Source organism: Pseudomonas sp. GZJR-8 (assembly GCF_002916705.1).
In the GTDB taxonomy this organism is placed as follows: Bacteria; Pseudomonadota; Gammaproteobacteria; order Pseudomonadales; family Pseudomonadaceae; genus Aquipseudomonas; species Aquipseudomonas synxantha_A.
Genome location: NZ_JXSI01000009.1, coordinates 129,493 through 147,198 on the forward strand (window position 1 = coordinate 129,493; position 17,706 = coordinate 147,198).

A 17,706-nucleotide genomic window follows, 5' to 3' on the forward strand; every position below is an offset into this window, starting at 1 on the left:
GCCTCAAGGCCATGCGCCACACAGCCTCGGCTGCTGGTATGATGCGCCGCTTTTTCCGATCCTCTCTGAAACCACAGGCGCTTGGCGCAGTTTGTGCTTTGACTTAGAGGTCAACAAATAACGACGCACAATAGCGTCACAGGGAGCCGGCATGCTGGAAAAGCTGTTTCAACTCAAAGCCCACAACACCAATGTGCGCACCGAGATTCTTGCGGGGATCACCACCTTCCTGGCCATGGCCTACATCCTGTTCGTGAACCCGAGCATCCTCGGCGAGACCGGCATGGACAAAGGTGCGGTATTTGTCGCGACCTGCCTGGCGGCGGCCATCGGTTCCACCGTGATGGGCCTGATCGCCAACTACCCGATTGCGCTGGCGCCGGGCATGGGCCTCAACGCGTTCTTCACCTACACCGTGGTCCTGCACATGGGCCACACTTGGCAGGTGGCACTGGGCGCGGTGTTCATTTCGGCGGTGCTGTTCTTCCTGCTGTCGATCTTCCGCATCCGCGAGTGGATCATCAACGCCATCCCACTGCCTCTGCGCTCGGCAATTGCTGCCGGTATCGGCCTGTTCCTGGCGCTGATTGCCCTGCATAACGCCGGGATCGTGGTCGCCAACCCGGCCACCCTGGTGGGCCTGGGCGACTTGAAACAACCGGCGCCAATCCTTGCGACGCTGGGTTTCGTCCTGATCGTCGCGCTCGAAGCCCTGGCCGTACGCGGTGCGGTGCTGATCGGTATCCTGGCGGTGACCATCGCCTCCATCGTATTGGGCTTCACACCCTTCATCGGTGTGACCTCGGTGCCACCCTCGCTGGCTCCGACGTTCCTGCAGCTGGATATCAAGGGCGCGCTGGATATCGGCCTGGTCAGCGTGATCTTCGCCTTCCTGTTCGTCGACCTGTTCGATAACTCCGGCACCCTGATCGGCGTCGCCAAGCGCGCCGGCCTGATGGGCAAGGACGGCCATATGCCGAAAATGGGCCGTGCGCTGATCGCCGACAGCACCGCCGCCATGGCCGGCTCGCTGCTGGGTACTTCCACCACCACCAGCTACATCGAATCGGCCGCAGGCGTGAGCGCCGGTGGCCGCACCGGCTTGACCGCCATCGTGGTCGCGATCCTGTTCCTGCTGGCGCTGTTCTTCTCGCCGCTGGCCGCCAGCGTGCCCGCGTATGCCACCGCGCCAGCCCTGCTGTTTGTAGCGGTGCTGATGAGCCAGGGCCTGGCCGAAATCGACTGGGATGACATTACGGTTGCAGCGCCGGTGGTGATCACTGCCCTGGCAATGCCCTTCACTTACTCCATCGCCAACGGCATCGCCTTCGGTTTCATCGCCTGGACCGCCATCAAGCTGCTTTCGGGCCGCTACCGTGAGCTGAACCCGGCACTGGTAATCCTGTCGATTCTGTTTGTGATCAAGCTGGGCTGGTTCAACGCATGACTTTTGACGCCGCAAGCTACACCGCTCAACTGCAAGACAAGGTCACGCGTTTGCGTGACCTGCTGGCCCCCTTCGACGCGCCCGAACCGCAGGTCTTCGATTCGCCCTTGCAAAACTTCCGCCTGCGCGCGGAGTTCCGCCTGTGGCGCGAAGGCGGTGATCGCCATTACGCAATGTTTTCCCAGGACGACAAGCGCACGCCGATCCTGATCGAAGCGTTTCCGATTGCCAGCCAGCGCATCAACCAGTTGATGCCGCAACTCAAGGCCGCCTGGCAAGCCAGCGCCGCCCTGAGCCACAAGCTGTTTCAGGTGGAGTTCCTCACCACCCTGGCCGGCGACGCGATGATCACCCTGTGCTATCACCGCCCGCTGGACGAGCATTGGCACACCGCCGCGAACAAGCTGGCGGCTGAGCTGAATGTGAGCATCATCGGCCGCTCCAAGGGCAAGCGCGATGTGATCGGCCAGGACTACGTAGTGGAGAAACTCGAGGTCGGTGGCCGCGCCTTCAGCTACCGCCAGCCCGAAGGCGCCTTCACCCAGCCCAACGGTACGGTGAACCAGAAGATGCTCAACTGGGCATTTGAAGCCTTGGGCGACCGCCCGGACGATTTGCTCGAACTCTACTGCGGCAACGGCAACTTCACCCTGCCGCTGGCCACTCGCGTGCGTAACGTGCTGGCCACCGAGATCAGCAAGACCTCGGTGAACGCGGCCTTGAGCAACCTCGATGAAAACGCGATCGGTAACGTCAAGTTGGTGCGCCTCTCCGCCGAGGAACTCACCGAGGCGCTCAATGAAGTGCGCCCATTCCGCCGCTTGCACGGTATCGACCTGAAAAGCTACGAGTTTGGCAGCGTATTCGTCGACCCGCCCCGCGCCGGCATGGACCCGGACACCTGCGAACTGACCCGGCGTTTCGACAATATCCTGTACATCTCCTGCAACCCGGAGACGTTGGCCGCCAACATCGCGCAACTGCATGACACGCACCGGATTACCCAATGTGCGATGTTCGACCAGTTCCCGTGGACGCACCATATGGAATCGGGTGTGTTGCTGACCCGCCGATAAAACCGCGGGGCATCGACCCAATAATGTGGGAGAGGGCTTGCTGTGGCGAGCCCCCTCCCACACAGGTTCTTCATGTGTCTGGTGTTTCTGGTACATCCTTGCGTGGCCGCCCGCCCTTCTTGCCATTGGCACGGGCGGCGGCGGATTTGGCCGCGCTGCTTTTGCGACCATTGCGCGATGCCACCAGGCTGGTTGCCAGATCCATCAGCGGCTGGCTTGTAGCGATCAGGCCGGTAATCGAAACATCCAGGTCCTGAGCTTCACAGCTGATGGCCTTGCCACCGAACGTCACTTCCAGTTGCTGAAAGTCTTTCTCTGAAAACCCCTCGAACTCCGGCAGGCCAGCCACCGGCAACACCACGCGGCTGCCATCGCTGAAGCCGATGGAGAGGCAGTCGTTTTCATAACGCACATTGCTGGCGTTGGCGTACAGGCGCTTCAACCTGCGCCCTCGGGCGATTGCCTTGTCAACGTCGGCCTCAGTGAGAGGTACATAAGGTTTGACCTTAGCTTTTACGATCTTCATAAATTAATCCCCACGCAATCTGGCGCTCTTACCAGATTCAAAATAGTCCGTTGCTCGACAACGTCGTGCCGGGCGCTTGCGATGACGTAGACGCCCGGTCGAATGACCAACCCTGGAACCAACTCACCAGCGTCCCAATCCCAGGAATGATTCTCCAGGCAAACCGTCTGCAGTTTTTCCCACCAAATCCTGCGTGCCCGCGCCAGGTAGTGCCGCTGCATGATCGCCTCGCGTATTTCCTTCAGTACCGACATGGGTGGCCGCCTCCGTTCAGGCTCTACGTCCCACAACTCAACATCCCCACCCAAAAAACTGAAGCGAAAGCGTGCATCCCATCCCTTGCCCATGACATGCACATGGGGCGGGCAATGCTCATCCCTGATAAACACTGAAATCACGTAGCCTTTGTAAGCACCTACTCTCATCGTAACCCATCTGTTAGGTTATTTTCCGCCAGGTAACAATTTCCCTCTGCCACCCGACAACCGGCTCCTGATTCCCGAAGCTGTTTCACAGACTAGTAACCACAAAAAACCCGGCGAATGCCGGGTTGTAACCACTCATGCCGAGGGCCGGAAATACCCGGCCAACGCCCGCAAGTCCTGCTCGCTCAGCAACCCCGCGTAATACTTCAACTGAATGCGCGCCAGCAGGTACGCGTGGCGTGCATTGGCCAGGTCACGGCGGGCGGTGAACAGTTGTTGTTCGGCGTCGAGTACATCAAGGTTGACCCGCTCGCCGCCACTGACGCTTTTCTTCGTGGCGCTCACCAGCGCCGTGGCGGAACTCACTGCCATTTCATAGGCCCGCACCTTGGCCGCGCCGCTGGTGTTGAGGTTGAATTGCTTGCGCAACTCCACCAAGGTTGCGGCGGTTTGCGCGTCCAGCTCGTATTGAGCCTGGGACAATTGGTTGGCCGCCTGACGGGTAGAGGCTGAGACCGAGCCACCGGCAAACAGCGGCAGGCTGATCTGAATGCCGACGCTGTTGGTGTCGTACTTCTGGTTGTAACTGCTTTCTGAGTCGGAACTGGTCTTGCGACTGGTCGCGTACAGGCTGACCTTGGGCAAATGCCCGCCGCGCTTGCGCTCCACTTCATAAGAGGCCACGTCGAGCGCGTGGTGCTGGGACTTGAGTTCGGGGTTGTTGGCCATGGCCAGTTCACGCCAGGTTTCGAAACGGTTGGGCTCAAGCGGCGCGATCTCGAATGAGCTGGCCAGGGGCGCCAGCTCTTCGATGTGCAGCGGCTGGCCGACAATGGCTTCCAACTCACGTAAAGCGCCGTCCTGGGCATCCACGGCTTCGATCTCTTCGGCCTGGGCCAGGCTCAGGCGCGCCTGGGTTTCAAGCACATCGGTACGCGTGCCCTCACCGCCTTTGAGCAGGCGGTCATTGAGTTGCAGGCGCTCGGCAAACGTACGCTTCTGCGCACGGCTCAACTCGATGCGCTCTTGTGCCAGCAATGCCTGGCTGTAGGCGCCCAGTACCCGCACGGCCAGCTCCTGGCTCTTGCCGCGAAAGCGCTCGTCGGCCATCAACGCCTGGGCAGTACCTTGGCGAAAACGCGCATAGGCTTCGTAATCGAGCAGCGGTTGCTGCAAGGTCAGGGCCGAGGCATAGCTGCGGTAATTGCGGTCGCTGGTGACATTACCCACCGCCGTACTCTGGGTGACTTCGGACTCATTGCGCGAGTTGTTGTAGCTCCATGACAGGTTCGGCAGCAACGCGGCTCGACCAATCACGCGGTTTTCTTCACCGGCCTCACGCTCCTGGATCGCCGCCTGAAAGGTCGGGTCGTTGCGTAGCGCCAAATCATACACATCCAACAGACCCAGGGCGTTTGCCGCTGGCGTGCAACTTAAACAGAGGGTGAACAACAACGCCTTCATTCTTCCACCAGGGCCATATGGGTACGGTCCAGCAAGGGTTTGAACAGGTAGTTGAGCATCGAGCGCTCGCCGGTCTTGACGAAGGTTTCCACCGGCATCCCCGGACGGATCTGCACGCCGTCCAGTTGCTGCATACCCGCCGCGCTGACTTGGGCGCGCAGCGTGTAATACGGCTCATCGGTACGCTCATCGACCTGGCGGTCGGCCGAGACCAACGTGACTTCGCCAGTTACCCTTGGCGTGGTGGATTGGTTGAACGCCGAAAACATCAACTCAACCGGCAAGCCCGGGTGCACCTTGTCGATCATCTGTACCGGCACCCGCGCCTCCACCCACAACGGCTCTCCCTGGGGCACGATGTCCATCAGGGCCTCACCGGGCTTGATCACGCCGCCCTCGGTGTATACCTGCAACCCCACCACCACGCCGGATGCCGGAGCACGAACCAGGCTGTTGGCCAGTTCGAACTCGGCGGAGGCCAGGCGATTGCGCAAGTCCTCGCTGCGGGTGCGAGTCTCGGCCAACTGGGTGCGCAGGTCTTTCTGGAAGTCTTCGCCCAACTGGCGGATGCGCAAACGCAACTCCAGCACCTGGCGCTGCAACTGACCGATACGCCCGAAATCCTCGGCGATGGCGCCGTCGATCTGCGCATACAGCCGCTCGCTGTCGAGCAGGCGATTGCGAGGGATGTAGCCGTCGCGCGCCAACTCGCGCAGGCCCTGAAGCTGCTCATTCAACGCCGCCCGCTGTTGCACTTTGCTCGCTTGGGAGGCCCGCGTGCCGCGCAACTGCGCCTCAAAGCCGGCGATGGTTTCGCGCAGGCCCGCCTGTTCGGTGGCCAGGGCCTGGGCACGGCTCTGGAATAACTGGCGTTGCAGGGTCAGGGTGTTTGCGACGTCGGGATCGGCCTGCAGCTCGGGGCCAAATGCAATGGCCGGCAAGCCTTCGCTCTCGGCACTCAAGCGCGCTTCGCTGGCCAGCGACGCCAGGTATTGGCTGCGCAGTGACTGCATCTGCCCGCGTAACGGTGTTTCTTTCAGGCGCAACAACACCTGGCCTGCGCGTACCCGGTCACCGTCACGCACTTCGATACGCTCGACGATCCCGCCCGCCGGGTGTTGCACCGTCTTGCGATGCCCCGACACCATGACCTTGCCCGGCACCGCCACGCCCTTGTCCAACGGTGCCAGTGCCGCCCAGCCAAGAAAGCCGGCAAAGCCTCCAAGCACCAGCCACCACCCCAGGCGCGAGTATTTTTTGTCATCCAGCGCCAGCACGTTGTGTGGCTGGTCGCTGATCAACGCAGGTTTGCCCTGGTTCATGCGGGTTTTCCTTCACCGAAGCGGTAGCTCATGCTCATGCTCGACACCGGCTTGCTGGCCACAGGTTTTTGCCGCGCCTCCAACACCCGCGCCGTCGGGCCGAACGCCTGCATCTGGCCGTCCTTGAGGATCAGCAACTGGTCGGTCAGGCTCAGCACGTTGGGTTTGTGGGTGATCAGAATCAGGGTGCGGCGCTGTTGCTTGAGCTGGGCGATGGCTTGCAGCAGCGCCTGCTCGCCCACTTCGTCGAGGTTGGCATTGGGCTCATCCAGCACAATCAGCGCCGGCAGGCCGTACAGCGCACGCGCCAGGGCCACCCGTTGTTTTTGCCCGCCGGACAAGCCTGCGCCGCCCTCGCCCAGTTGCGTGTCGTAGCCTTGCGGCAGTTGCAGGATCAGCTCGTGCACGCCGGCCATTTGCGCCGCAGCGAGGACTTTGTCGGCCTCCACCGTTTCAAAACGCGCGATGTTTTGCGCAATGCTGCCCGCGAACAGCTGGATGTCCTGGGGCAAGTAACCGATATGCGGGCCCAGTTGCTGTTTGTCCCACACGGCCAGGTCGGCGCCATCCAGGCGCACCTTGCCGGCCAGCGGTGCCCAGGCCCCCACCAGCACCCGCGCCAGGGTGGACTTGCCGCAGCCCGAGGGGCCGATCACACCGAGCACGTCACCCGCCGGCAGGCTGAAGCCCAGGTTGACCAGCGCGGGCCGGCGGCTGCCGGGGGCGCAGGCGCTGATCTGCTCCAGGCTTACCTGGCCCTTGGGCACTGGCAGGCTCATGCGTGCCGGTCGCGCCGGGTTATCCTGCAGCAACAACGACAAACGCTCATAGGCCAGGCGCGCCGAACCCCACTGCCTCCACACGCCGATCAACTGGTCGATGGGGCTGAGCACGCGCCCCATCAGGATCGACCCGGCAATCATCATCCCCGGTGTGATGTCGCCGTTGACCGCCAACCATGCGCCCAGGCCCAGCACCAGCGATTGCAGGGCCAGGCGCACGCCCTTGGACCAGGCTGTGACCACCGCGGTCTTTTCACTGGCCAGGTTCTGCTGCACCAGAAACGCCTGGTGTTGGCTGAACCAGCGCCCGCGCAATGTGGCGAGCATACCCATGGCCTCGATGGTGTCGGCATTGCGCAGGTTGGCCGTGGCCTGCTGGCTGGCACTGATCGACAGTTGGCTGGCCAGGGCCATCGGCGCCTGGCTGACATGGTGGTTGGCCCACGCCAGCGCGATCAGCAGCAGCGCACCACCCAGCGCCAGCAGGCCCAGCCAAGGGTGGAACAGGAAGATCACCAGCAGGTACACCGGAAACCACGGCGCATCGAAAAAGGCGAACAGCGCCTGGCCGGTGGCGAACTGGCGCAAGGTGGTCAGGTCGTGCAGGGCCTGGCCCGCGGCCTGGGTGCCGCCCTTGAGTTGCGCTTCATAAGCGGCGTCGAACACCCGCTGGTTCAAACGCATGTCCATCTGCGTGCCGAGGCGAATCACCACTTGGCTGCGCACCCACTCCAACGCCCCCATCAAGGCGAACAGGCCGAGGATCATCAGCGTCAGCATCAGCAGGGTCATCTGGTTGCCGGAAGCCAATACCCGGTCGTACACCTGCAGCATGTACAGCGCCGGGGCCAGCATCAGCAGGTTGATCACCGCCGAGAACAGGCCGATGTTGAAGAAGGCGCTTTTATAGGCCGTGAGTGCAGCCAGCATCTCATTCGCGCGCTTGGCACCGGGCCGAGTCATGGAGGTTGTCCCATTGAAGAGTCAAGCAAGGGCTCGCCCGGTGCGTTGACAGCACCTGCGGCGTACCCACAGAATTTGCCCCCGCCGCCGCCCTGGCCTTCGAAAACTCGGGCGGCGACGGGGTTTCAACCAGGCCGGTGAAGGCGTGAGCTTTCATCGGCTTTTTTGCATCAGGCGGCCAGGGCGAAGTCTTGCGGCGCGTCCTGAATCCCGACCAGGCCCACATCGGCAGCGGCGAACGCAGCCGAATCCTGATGCGCCACACCGGCGGCGGCCAGTTGGTCGAAGGTGGAGTTGACCGACAGGCTTGGGTCGATGCCCTTGAGCAAGGTGTCGATTGCCGAGGCCAGCGCCGAACTGTCACCGCTCATCAGGCCGTACACGATTTTGTGCACCTGGCCGTCACGGCCCTCGGACTGCAGACTCGACAGGCCCAGGTTGGTGAAGCTGACTTCCTGGTTGGCGATGCTGTAGCCACCGCTGGTTGCGCCACCGGCGAGGGTATCGCCCAGGGTCAGGCCATCGAGCGAGCCCCACAGGGTGTGGGTCGGCGGATTGAACAAGGTGTAATGCAGGCTGCCTTCGGCAACCACTGCCGCATCACTGACGCTGCTCGAAACGCCATATTGGGTGCCGTCGAACGGCCCAGGATTGAAACCACCGGTGTTCACACCCTCTTTGACCGAACCTTCACGGTGGTTGAGATCACCGAAGTAGGCCGACCAATCGCTCAGGTACTGGGCGACGGTGCTAGCGGCGTAGGTCGTGCTGTATGAAATAGAAATGCTCATGCAAAACTCCAAGTCATTGGGTGGTCACTCCGCAGCAAGCCAGTGCCTGCTGTGGTTTTGCCCGTTACTGGGCAAAAGCGGTCAGAACTGATATTCAACGGTGCCCTGCAACGTGCGCCCACGGCCCAGGGTGAAGGCCAGCACATCGCCCAACGGCACCAGATAGGCGCGATCGGTGACGTTTTCCATGGCCAGGCGCAGGGTCAGTTGATCGGTGGCGCGGTAACTGCCGTAAAAGTCATAGACGGTGTAGGGCTTCCAGTCGGCGGGATAGACGCCGGTTTGCGCGGTGGTCACCCCGGCGGCGCCTTTGACGTAGTAGCCCGCGCTGTAGCGAGCGCGCACGCCCACATCCAGCTTGCGTTCAAGGAACCGTGCGCCCAGGGTGGCGGTGCCACGGTCCATGGGCATGTGTTCGGAAGAGCCCAGGATCGCGCTGCAACCCACGCCGGCATTGGCCGCATCGTCCGGTACCATCGCATCCACCGGCGCCCGGTTGCCGGGCCGCTTCTGGGTTTTGGTCACGCCGCCGAGCCAGGCGGTTTTGCTGCAAAACTTGTTGCTGCCGAGCATCCGCGTGTAGTTGAACTGGCCGTAGGCAAAGCCGGCGTCGTAATCGAGCTGGTACTCAAGGCCACGAAAACGCGTGGTTTCCAGGTTGTTGACGTAGGCCGCACTGCCGATATTGACGTTGCCATAACCGGGTGGCTGCACGCCCAGGGCCATATAGGAAAAGTCATCGACCCGGGTGTTGAAGTACGACACTTTCATGCCCGCGCGATCATCGGCGAACAGCAGGTCTTGTTTGAGCACATTGAACCCGACTTCCCACGCAGTGGATCGCTCCGGCTTGAGGTAGGGGTTGGGGAGAATCGACTCCGAACCACCGCCATGGGGCCGACCGCTGACCAGGGCTTCGGTCACCGCCGGCGGACGCCAGCCCTTGCCGTAGGTGGCGAAGAGCTGCAACCAATCGACGCCGGGCTTGATCGACAGGCCGAAGGTCGGGGAGAAGCGGCCCTCCTCGCGATCTACGTCGTAATTGACCGGCACCCCAATCTGGCGGGTGGTGCCGAGGATGAACGTGCGGGTGTTCAAGCCGGTTTCGCCGCGCAGCCGATAGCGGTCATAACGCAAGCCGGCGTTGAGGTTCAGCCAACCGTCGTAGTCCAGATCCAGGCGCCCGAACACGCTGCCCATCGCGCGGTCGCCTTTGGGCGTGATGCTTTCCGCCGCCGACGCCGTCAGCGCCGAGCCGGCTTCTACGGCCTGGTTGGAATCGGGCCGAACCTTATCGTAGAAAAACTCCAGCCCGTAGTTGGCCTTGAGTGCGGCCAGCTCGGTCAGGGCAAAGGTCGAGGTGTTCTGCGCCTGCACGCCATAGGTATTGGTTTGATAGGTAACGTCGTAACCCTTGCTGATCCCCCTGGCCAGCGTGGATTGGTCATTGCGCGTATCCACATGGTAAAGCTTGGCCTTGAAGTCGATCAGCGGGTTGTCCGGTGCATAGCTGTAATCCAGCGCGAAGTTCTGCGCCTTGACGTTGCTGCTGCCGAGCTTTTCCCACAACTGGGACTTTTCGGCGGTCATCATGTTGACGTCGTCGTAGTCGACCTCGGTGACCAGGTAGCTCAGTTGCAGACGCTGATCAACTGGCAGGTTGAGCCCCAGCTTGAGCAGGCGCGAGCGCATCACCGAGCCTGAATAGGCGACCGTGCTGTGCTTGATGCGCTCTTCACTGGCCGGCATGTACGCCGCACCGGTACGCAGCTCGCCGATGCTGCCCTTGGTGCCGGGGTTGTAATCGCCCAGGTGACGCTCACTGGCGGCCACCAACATGTCCCACACGTCGGTCCCCACGGCAAACGCCGAACTGCCGATAAAGTGCGTGCCGTTGCTGCGCCCGCCCAACCCGGTGGTGAGGCGAATGCGCCCGCCGATTTGCTTGCCGTCCTTGAGCAGGTCGGCGGCCTCCACGGTACGGAAATTGGCCACCCCGCCAATCACGCCAGCCCCGCCTTGGGTTGAGGTCGCGCCCTTTTCGATCACCACTTCGGACAACAACTCTGGGTCGACATACAGCGTGCCATTGCGTTGCTGGTGGCCGCTCTGCTGGTAATTCTGGCGCATACCATCGACCGACATATTGACCCGGCCATAGTCCTGGATACCGCGGATATTCACGGACAGGCCAGGGTCTTGCTGGCTGACGGCGGAGTAGACGCCGGGCGCCTCTTCGAGCATCTCGGCAGCATGGCGTGGCGGGTTGCGGTCCAGTTGCTCGCGATCGACCACGCTGACCGAACGTGGTGTTGAATACACCCAGTCCTGCTTGTGCAGGCCGGTGATGGTGGTGGTCCCCAAGGCCAGCGCTCCGGCCTGTTGCTCGACGCGGGTCAAGGTGACCTGGCGCTCGCCGGTGAAACGATATTCAACCGGTGCGGCACCCAGCAGGCGGCCAAGACCTTCCTGCACGTCGAAGCTGCCCTTGAGCGCGGAGCTGCTCAACCCTTGCAGGCGCTGGCTGTCGAACAGCACTTGCAGGCCCGCCTGATCCGCGAACGCCAGTACTGCACTGCCCAGGGATTGCGCAGGAATGTCGAACCTCAACACAGCGGATTGGGCTGCGCCAGCCGCAGGCTGCACGGCATGCACCGGCGCGGCGACGGCAAACAATCCCAAGTGAATGGCCAGGGCCAACCGGCTGCCGGTGATACGCCCCTTGGTGAGTGCTGACATGTGTGGTTATCCCTGCGCTAAGCGTTTTTTGTTTATGCGAATGCTTCTCACCTAGCAAGACGCGCGAGACGCGAGAAGTCAGTAAGGCTTTTTAGAAATTTTTAATGAGGGTTTGAAAACCAGCCCGCGTGTGGCGGGGGAGCTTGCTCCCGTTCGACTGCGCAGCAGTCGCAAGCAAGCTTGCTCGCCACAGGACAGAGCTGCTGCCGATAACGCGAAAGGTCAATAGATCAGGCTGAGGCCGGCCAGGTCCAAGCGTTGCACTTGAAGTTCCTGGGTCAGGGTGGCGAGTGCGCTGTCGAGCATGTCCAGGCGGAAGACACCGCTGACTTCGCGCTCACCCAAGGCCGCGTCGGTCAACACTACCCGCCCGGGGCGGTAACGGTTGAGTTGCTCGATAACCTTGGCCAACGGCTGGCGGTCGAAGATCAACACACCGCGCCGCCAACTGGTGGCGCGGTCCACATCAAACTGATCAAGGCTGACCACGCCGTCACTTAGGCTGTAACGCGCAGCCTGGCCTTGCTGCACAACGCGCTCGACCGGGCCTGTGGTCGGTGAGGCCTGCATAGACACCTCGACGCTGTGCTGCAGCACACCGACCCAGGCCTGGCTCTGGCCCTCACGCTCGACCACAAACCGCGTGCCCAGCGCCCGGGTCTGGCCCCCGGCGCTGTGCACCACGAACGGCCGGGTTTCTTCGCCTTTCATCGGCGCCACATCAAAAACCGCCGAGCCCTGGAGCAGGCTGATACCCCGCTGCACGCCATCGTAATCCAGGCGAATGGCGCTGGCGGAATCCAGTTCCACCCTACTGCCGTCCGCCAGGTGCACCGTGCGCACCTCTCCCTTTTGCGTGACGTAGTCGGCCTGCATGTGCAGCAACACGTCGGGCCCGCGTAGCCAGCCGACGCCGGCCACCACCACGACCAGCGCCACAGCGGCTGCACGTTGCCACGGCCTTCTGCGTTTGGTGCGGCGCACGGGCGGGGTCGGCGCGGCTGGCCGTTGTCGGTGTACGGGCTCGTCCTTATGTACTTCACCCAATGCCGCCCAGGTCTGCTCGGCAAACCGCAGCGCCCCTTCGTGACGGCTGTCGCGGGCGATCCACTGGCGCAACTCGGCCTGCTCCTGTTCGCTCAGGGCACCGGCGTGCAGGCGCACCGCCCATTCGGCAGCCGCCTCGGTAATGCTGTGCTGTTGCGGACCCTGGCTATTCACGTGTGAATCTCGAATTTTCGTTATGTAGACGCTCTGACGTCTGGCCTGGCATTTTTCGGTAATTCATTCGTCGGATGGCGCCACCTCGCCTTCCTGCAAGCGCTGCATCACATAGGCCAACGCCTTGGCCAGATGCTTTTGCACTGAGCTGTCGGAGATAGCCAGGTGCCGGGCGACCTGGGCGTGGGTCATGCCTTCGATACGGTTCAAGCGAAAAATCTGCTGGGTGCGCTCCGGCAGTTCCGCCAGTGCCTGCTTCAATGCCTGTCGCTGTTGCTGCGCCATTGCCTGAGCCTCCAACCCGGCCACGTCATCTTCGATCTCGGCCAGCGCCTCATGGGGCACGGTGTCGGTCTTGCGCCGCGCTTCCTGACGAATATGGTCGATCAGCAGATTGCTTGCCGTTCGATAGAGATAGCCCTGGGAGTTGTCGATGCGCTCACCGGCCGGTTTTTCCGCCAGCCGCAGGAAGCTCTCCTGCACCAGGTCTGCGGCCAATTGCGGGTCCCGTACCTTGCGCGCCAGATACCCGCGCAGGGTATCGGCGTGCTTGAGAAACAGGCCCTTGAGATCCACGTCCGACAAACCGACTCCCTGGAATGTATAGGAAACAGGCGGGCATCTTAAGCGTTGTCGAGAATGATTTTCAATTGATATCTAATCTGATCGGGCCGTAAGAGGTTGTTGATAACAGTTCGATAACCGCACAGATCCGCTGCGATCAATTGACCAAACTAACCAACCAGTACATTTTACCCACATAACCAATAAGAACTGTGGAGATCCCGCTATGCCGCCCATCGTGCTGGTGCTCAACGGCCCCAACCTCAACCTGCTCGGCACCCGCGAGCCGGCCACTTATGGCCATGAAACCCTGGCTGACATCGCCGCCCTGTGTGGCCGCAGCGCCACTGAACTCGGGCTGAAAATCGAGTTTCGCCAGACCAACCACGAAGGCGAACTGCTCGACTGGATCCACGGCGCCCGTAACCGCTGTGCGGGTATCGTGATCAACCCGGCAGCCTGGACCCACACCTCGGTCGCGATCCGCGATGCGCTGGTGGCCAGTGAAGTGCCGGTGATCGAAGTGCATTTATCCAACGTGCACGCGCGCGAAGCGTTTCGTCAGCATTCATTTGTATCGCCCATCGCCAAGGCGGTGCTGGCCGGGTTTGGCAGCCACGGCTACCACCTGGCGCTGGAGCACTTCAGCCAGACACTCAAGGGATACGCCTGATGAAACCGCGCATTCTCGCCGGCCTGATCGGCGCCGGTATCCAGGCTTCCCGCACCCCTGCCCTGCATGAGCACGAGGGGGACGCCCAGGGCCTGCGCTACCTGTATCGCCTGATCGACCTTGAGCCGCTGCACCTGGACCTCGACGCCCTGCCCGACCTGCTGCGGGCCGCCGAGTTGATGCACTTCAACGGGTTGAACATTACCTACCCGTGCAAACAGGCGATCCTGCCCCTGCTTGATGACTTGTCCGACGAGGCCCGGGGCATTGGTGCAGTCAACACCGTGGTGTTCAGGGACGGTAAACGCATCGGCCACAACACCGATTGCCTGGGCTTCGCCGAAGGGTTTCGCCGCAACTTGCATGACGTTGCCCGCCGACACGTGGTGCAGATGGGTGCCGGTGGCGCAGGCGCAGCGGTGGCCCATGCACTGCTGGCAGAGGGGGTTGAGCACTTGAGCATTTTCGACGTGGACGCCTCTCGCGCCCGCGACCTTGTGGATAACCTCGCGCAGCGCTTCGGCCTTGGTCGTGCCCAGGTCGGCACTGATCTGGAAAATGCGATGGCCGAGGCCGATGGTTTAGTCAATACCACGCCGATGGGCATGACCAAGCTGCCCGGCACACCGGTCCCCGCGGCGTTGTTGCGGGCAGGGTTGTGGGTTGCGGAAATCGTGTATTTCCCGCTGGAAACCGAACTGCTGCGCGACGCCCGCGCATTGGGTTGCCGCACCCTGGATGGCGGCAACATGGCGGTGTTTCAGGCGGTGAAGGCGTTTGAGTTGTTCAGCGGTGAAGTGGCGGATGCAGACAGGATGCTGGCGCACTTCCAGAGCATGAATGGCTGACTGCCGAAACAGAGTTCAAATGTGGGAGGGGCGGTGCGACGATTCGACTTGCCCCCTCCCACATTGGCCCAGCGCTGAACTCAGGCTTGCAGGTAGCGCAACACCGACTCGCAGATCATCTCCCGGTGCCGGTGCTTGATCGCCTCATCCGACAGTTCGATCTGGAATATCTCGCTGAAGGTATGCCGGTTGGAGACCCGGTAAAAGCTGAACGAATTGATCAACAGGTGCACGTCCAACGGCTCCAGCCCTTCGCGAAACAACCCCAGTTCGGCGCCACGGCGCAAGGTCTCGCCCAGCCCTTCGAGGATCTTGCTGTTCATCGCCTTGATGGTCTCGGTGCGTTTGACGTACTCGGCGTTGTGGATATTTTCGATGCTGACGATGCGCACGAAATCCACGTTCTGGTCATGGTGATCGAAGGTGAATTCCACCAGCCGGCGAATCGCCTCACGCGGCTCCAGGGCCGTGAGGTTCATGCGGGTTTCAGTGTTGCGGATATCGCCGTAGAGCTTCTCCAATACCTCGACGTATAACTGCTCTTTACTGCCGAAGTAGTAATAGATCATGCGCTTGGAGGTGTGGATGCGCTCGGCGATGGCGTCCACGCGAGCGCCGGCCAGGCCCTGTTGAACAAACTCGACAATGGCTTCCTGGAGAATATTCTCGCGGGTCTTTTCCGGATTGTTCTTGCGACTCTTGCGCGGTGCGTCAGCTACCGCGGGGAGATCGGGACTCGGGGTCATGGTGCGCTCACGGCCATTGTTTGCAAGCGCTGATTATGGGCCGCGGCGCTTCCCGAAGGAAGCACCTGCCTGCGGTTATAGCCGGGCCTGGCGTACCGCCCCACTGCGCGACTTGGCCATCGCCGCCAGACGCACCGCTACGTTGGCCGCGCCGTAGCCGGCATAGCCGTTCTTGCGCTGGATGATCTCGAAGAAAAACCGCCCTTCGAACGCCTCGGTGTACACATGAAACAACTCACCGCCCTGGGCGTCGCGGTCGTACAGCACGTTGTAATACGCCAGCTCACTGAGGAACTCATCGTCGAAATCGAAGCGCGCCGCCAGGTCGTCGTAATAGTTGAGTGGAATATCCAACAACGGTACGCCGGCCTCTTTGGCCCGGCGCACCTCGGCGAAAATATCCGCGCAATCGAAGGCAATATGGTGCACGCCCGAACCGCGATAGCTGGAAAGCGCGTGGGAAATCGCCGTATTGCGGTTTTCGGAGATGTTCAGCGGCAGGCGAATCGAACTGCAACGGCTGCGCAACGCACGGCTCTTCACCAAGCCGTAGGGGTCGGGCAGCACCACTTCGTCATCGGCTTCGAAATCCAGCAGGCTTTTGTAGAACAGCACCCAACTGTCGAGGCTGTCCGCCGGCAGCGCCATGGCCATATGATCGATGCGCAACAAGCCACCGCTGGCGGGTGTGGCCACTTGCAGGTTGAAATCGGTGTCGTACAGCCCGCCTTCGCTGGGGTCCACCAGGTAGATCAGGCTGCCGTCCGGCGCACGCACCGCGGCCAATTCCAGCTCGTTGGGGCCGACCAGGCCGCGATAAGGCTGGCCCTTGTAGGCCACCGCACGCTCCAGGGCCTTGGCGCTGTCCTTGACCCGAATCGCGGTGGCGCACAGCGATGGGCCATGGGCCTCGAAAAAGTTGTGGGCGAAAGAATAGGGTTCGCAGTTGAGGATCAGGTTGATGTCACCCTGGCGCAACAGGCTCACATTCTTCGAGCGATGCTGACCGGCCTTGGCGAAACCCAGGCGCTCCAGCCAGTGGGTCAGTTTGGCGCCGAGGCTTTCATCCACGGCAAATTCAAGAAACTCGATACCGTCATATTCGCTGGCCGCCGGGGTTTCAAACAGGATGTCCACGGGCGCAGCGGGGGCTTGTTCAGCCAGGCGTTGGCGGGTTTTTTCTTCCAGGTATAACAGTGACCGCAAGCCATCCGCCGCATTCGCCCGAGTCGGCGCGGCGCGGAAACCGTCGTTGAAAATTTCCAGGGACAACGGCCCGGTGTAGCCACTCTGGATGATTGGAGCAAGAAAGCCCGCCAGGTCGAACTCGCCCTGCCCCGGGAAGCAGCGGAAATGCCGGCTCCACTCCAGCACATCCATGGCCAGGATCGGCGCGTCGGCCATTTGCACAAAGAAAATCTTGTCGCCGGGGATCTGCGCAATGGCGCTGGGGTCGCCCTTGAGCGACAAGGTGTGGAAGCTGTCGAGCAACACGCCCAGGCTTGGGTGATCGATCTGGCGCACCAGGTTCCACACCTGCTGCCAGGTGTTCACATGCTTGCCCCAGGCCAATGCTTCATAGCCGATGCGCAGGCCGCGCTTGCCCGCGTGTTCGGCCAGCAGGCTCAAGTCATCGAGCAGAATACGTTCGTCGCCCACGCTGTCGGCCGAGGCATTACTGCACACCAATACCAGGTCGGTGCCCAGCTCTTGCATCAAGTCAAACTTGCGCTCGGCGCGCTCCAGGTTGCGCGCCAGGCGGTCGCGGCGGCATCCTTCGAAGTCGCGAAACGGTTGGAACAAGGTGATGGCAATGCCCAGGTCGGCGCACATCTGCCTGACTTCCCGGGGGCTGCCGTCGTAATACAACAAATCGTTCTCGAAGATTTCCACCCCATCAAACCCGGCGGCGGCAATAGCCTCAAGCTTTTCCGGCAGGGTGCCGCTCAAGGACACAGTGGCAATAGAACGTTGCATGGAAGACTCCCGGCAATTGTTGTTTGTGGCAAATTATTCGCCCCCAGCCTACAGGCAGCAATTAAAATGTACGAACCGGTTAGTTTTTGGTGCGATTATCGAACACTATGCCCCTTTGGCGAATTGACGACTTTTTAACCAC

At 61.8% G+C, this 17,706-nt stretch carries 15 protein-coding genes; 4 read left to right on the plus strand and 11 right to left on the minus strand.

Annotation, left to right across the window (positions count from 1 at the left end; translation table 11 throughout):
• The first annotated feature begins 151 nt into the window (after window positions 1–151).
• Window positions 152–1,447, plus strand: coding sequence for an NCS2 family permease (locus tag TK42_RS18400; protein WP_005791636.1), 1,296 nt, complete (start codon window positions 152–154; stop codon window positions 1,445–1,447).
• A complete protein-coding gene (trmA, locus tag TK42_RS18405) occupies window positions 1,444–2,523 on the plus strand; it encodes a tRNA (uridine(54)-C5)-methyltransferase TrmA (RefSeq protein ID WP_103734827.1) in 1,080 nt (359 codons plus the stop codon). The genes TK42_RS18400 and trmA overlap by 4 nt, the downstream gene beginning before the upstream one ends.
• Window positions 2,524–2,593: 70 nt before the next feature.
• On the opposite strand, the gene TK42_RS18410 is transcribed toward trmA, so the two are convergent.
• From TK42_RS18410 to TK42_RS18450, 9 genes are all read right to left on the minus strand, one after another.
• Window positions 2,594–3,049: a DUF2442 domain-containing protein gene (locus TK42_RS18410; protein ID WP_078822382.1), complete on the minus strand. Its 456-nt coding sequence runs from the start codon at window positions 3,047–3,049 to the stop codon at window positions 2,594–2,596.
• The gene (locus TK42_RS18415; protein ID WP_103734828.1) at window positions 3,046–3,474 is read right to left on the minus strand and encodes a DUF4160 domain-containing protein; all 429 of its coding nucleotides are present in this window, start codon (window positions 3,472–3,474) and stop codon (window positions 3,046–3,048) included. Before TK42_RS18415 ends, TK42_RS18410 begins: the two co-directional genes overlap by 4 nt.
• A gap of 135 nt (window positions 3,475–3,609) precedes the next feature.
• Window positions 3,610–4,938, minus strand: a complete 1,329-nt coding sequence (locus tag TK42_RS18420) for a TolC family outer membrane protein (protein ID WP_103734829.1) — start codon at window positions 4,936–4,938, stop codon at window positions 3,610–3,612.
• Window positions 4,935–6,260 carry an HlyD family type I secretion periplasmic adaptor subunit gene (locus tag TK42_RS18425; RefSeq protein WP_103734830.1) on the minus strand — a complete coding sequence of 442 codons (1,326 nt, stop codon included), beginning with the start codon at window positions 6,258–6,260 and terminating at the stop codon, window positions 4,935–4,937. The genes TK42_RS18420 and TK42_RS18425 overlap by 4 nt, the downstream gene beginning before the upstream one ends.
• Entirely contained in the window at window positions 6,257–8,005 is a 1,749-nt protein-coding gene (locus tag TK42_RS18430; RefSeq protein WP_103734831.1) for a type I secretion system permease/ATPase, read from the minus strand. The genes TK42_RS18425 and TK42_RS18430 overlap by 4 nt, the downstream gene beginning before the upstream one ends.
• Before the next feature lie 170 nt (window positions 8,006–8,175).
• Window positions 8,176–8,796, minus strand: coding sequence for a heme acquisition protein HasA (locus TK42_RS18435; protein WP_032879376.1), 621 nt, complete (start codon window positions 8,794–8,796; stop codon window positions 8,176–8,178).
• Between the two features lie 81 nt (window positions 8,797–8,877).
• Window positions 8,878–11,535, minus strand: coding sequence for a TonB-dependent receptor (locus TK42_RS18440; RefSeq protein WP_103734832.1), 2,658 nt, complete (start codon window positions 11,533–11,535; stop codon window positions 8,878–8,880).
• A 222-nt stretch (window positions 11,536–11,757) separates the two neighbouring features.
• On the minus strand, window positions 11,758–12,756 hold the full coding sequence (locus TK42_RS18445; RefSeq protein ID WP_103734833.1) for a FecR family protein: 999 nt from the start codon (window positions 12,754–12,756) through the stop codon (window positions 11,758–11,760).
• Between the two features lie 63 nt (window positions 12,757–12,819).
• Window positions 12,820–13,341 carry an RNA polymerase sigma factor gene (locus TK42_RS18450; RefSeq protein ID WP_032879370.1) on the minus strand — a complete coding sequence of 174 codons (522 nt, stop codon included), beginning with the start codon at window positions 13,339–13,341 and terminating at the stop codon, window positions 12,820–12,822.
• A gap of 205 nt (window positions 13,342–13,546) precedes the next feature.
• On the opposite strand from TK42_RS18450, the gene aroQ reads away from it, so the two are divergent.
• Complete coding sequence (aroQ, locus tag TK42_RS18455) at window positions 13,547–13,993, plus strand: type II 3-dehydroquinate dehydratase (RefSeq protein WP_078822389.1); 447 nt, start codon at window positions 13,547–13,549, stop codon at window positions 13,991–13,993.
• Window positions 13,993–14,841 carry a shikimate dehydrogenase gene (locus TK42_RS18460; protein WP_103734834.1) on the plus strand — a complete coding sequence of 283 codons (849 nt, stop codon included), beginning with the start codon at window positions 13,993–13,995 and terminating at the stop codon, window positions 14,839–14,841. Before aroQ ends, TK42_RS18460 begins: the two co-directional genes overlap by 1 nt.
• 80 nt (window positions 14,842–14,921) lie before the next feature.
• Here the strand turns inward: TK42_RS18460 and TK42_RS18465 are convergent, their stop codons facing one another.
• Both TK42_RS18465 and quiC read right to left on the minus strand, forming a co-directional pair.
• Window positions 14,922–15,587, minus strand: a complete 666-nt coding sequence (locus TK42_RS18465; protein WP_032879366.1) for a TetR/AcrR family transcriptional regulator — start codon at window positions 15,585–15,587, stop codon at window positions 14,922–14,924.
• A gap of 75 nt (window positions 15,588–15,662) precedes the next feature.
• A complete protein-coding gene (quiC, locus tag TK42_RS18470; RefSeq protein ID WP_032879364.1) occupies window positions 15,663–17,564 on the minus strand; it encodes a 3-dehydroshikimate dehydratase QuiC in 1,902 nt (633 codons plus the stop codon).
• Window positions 17,565–17,706: the final 142 nt, after the last annotated feature.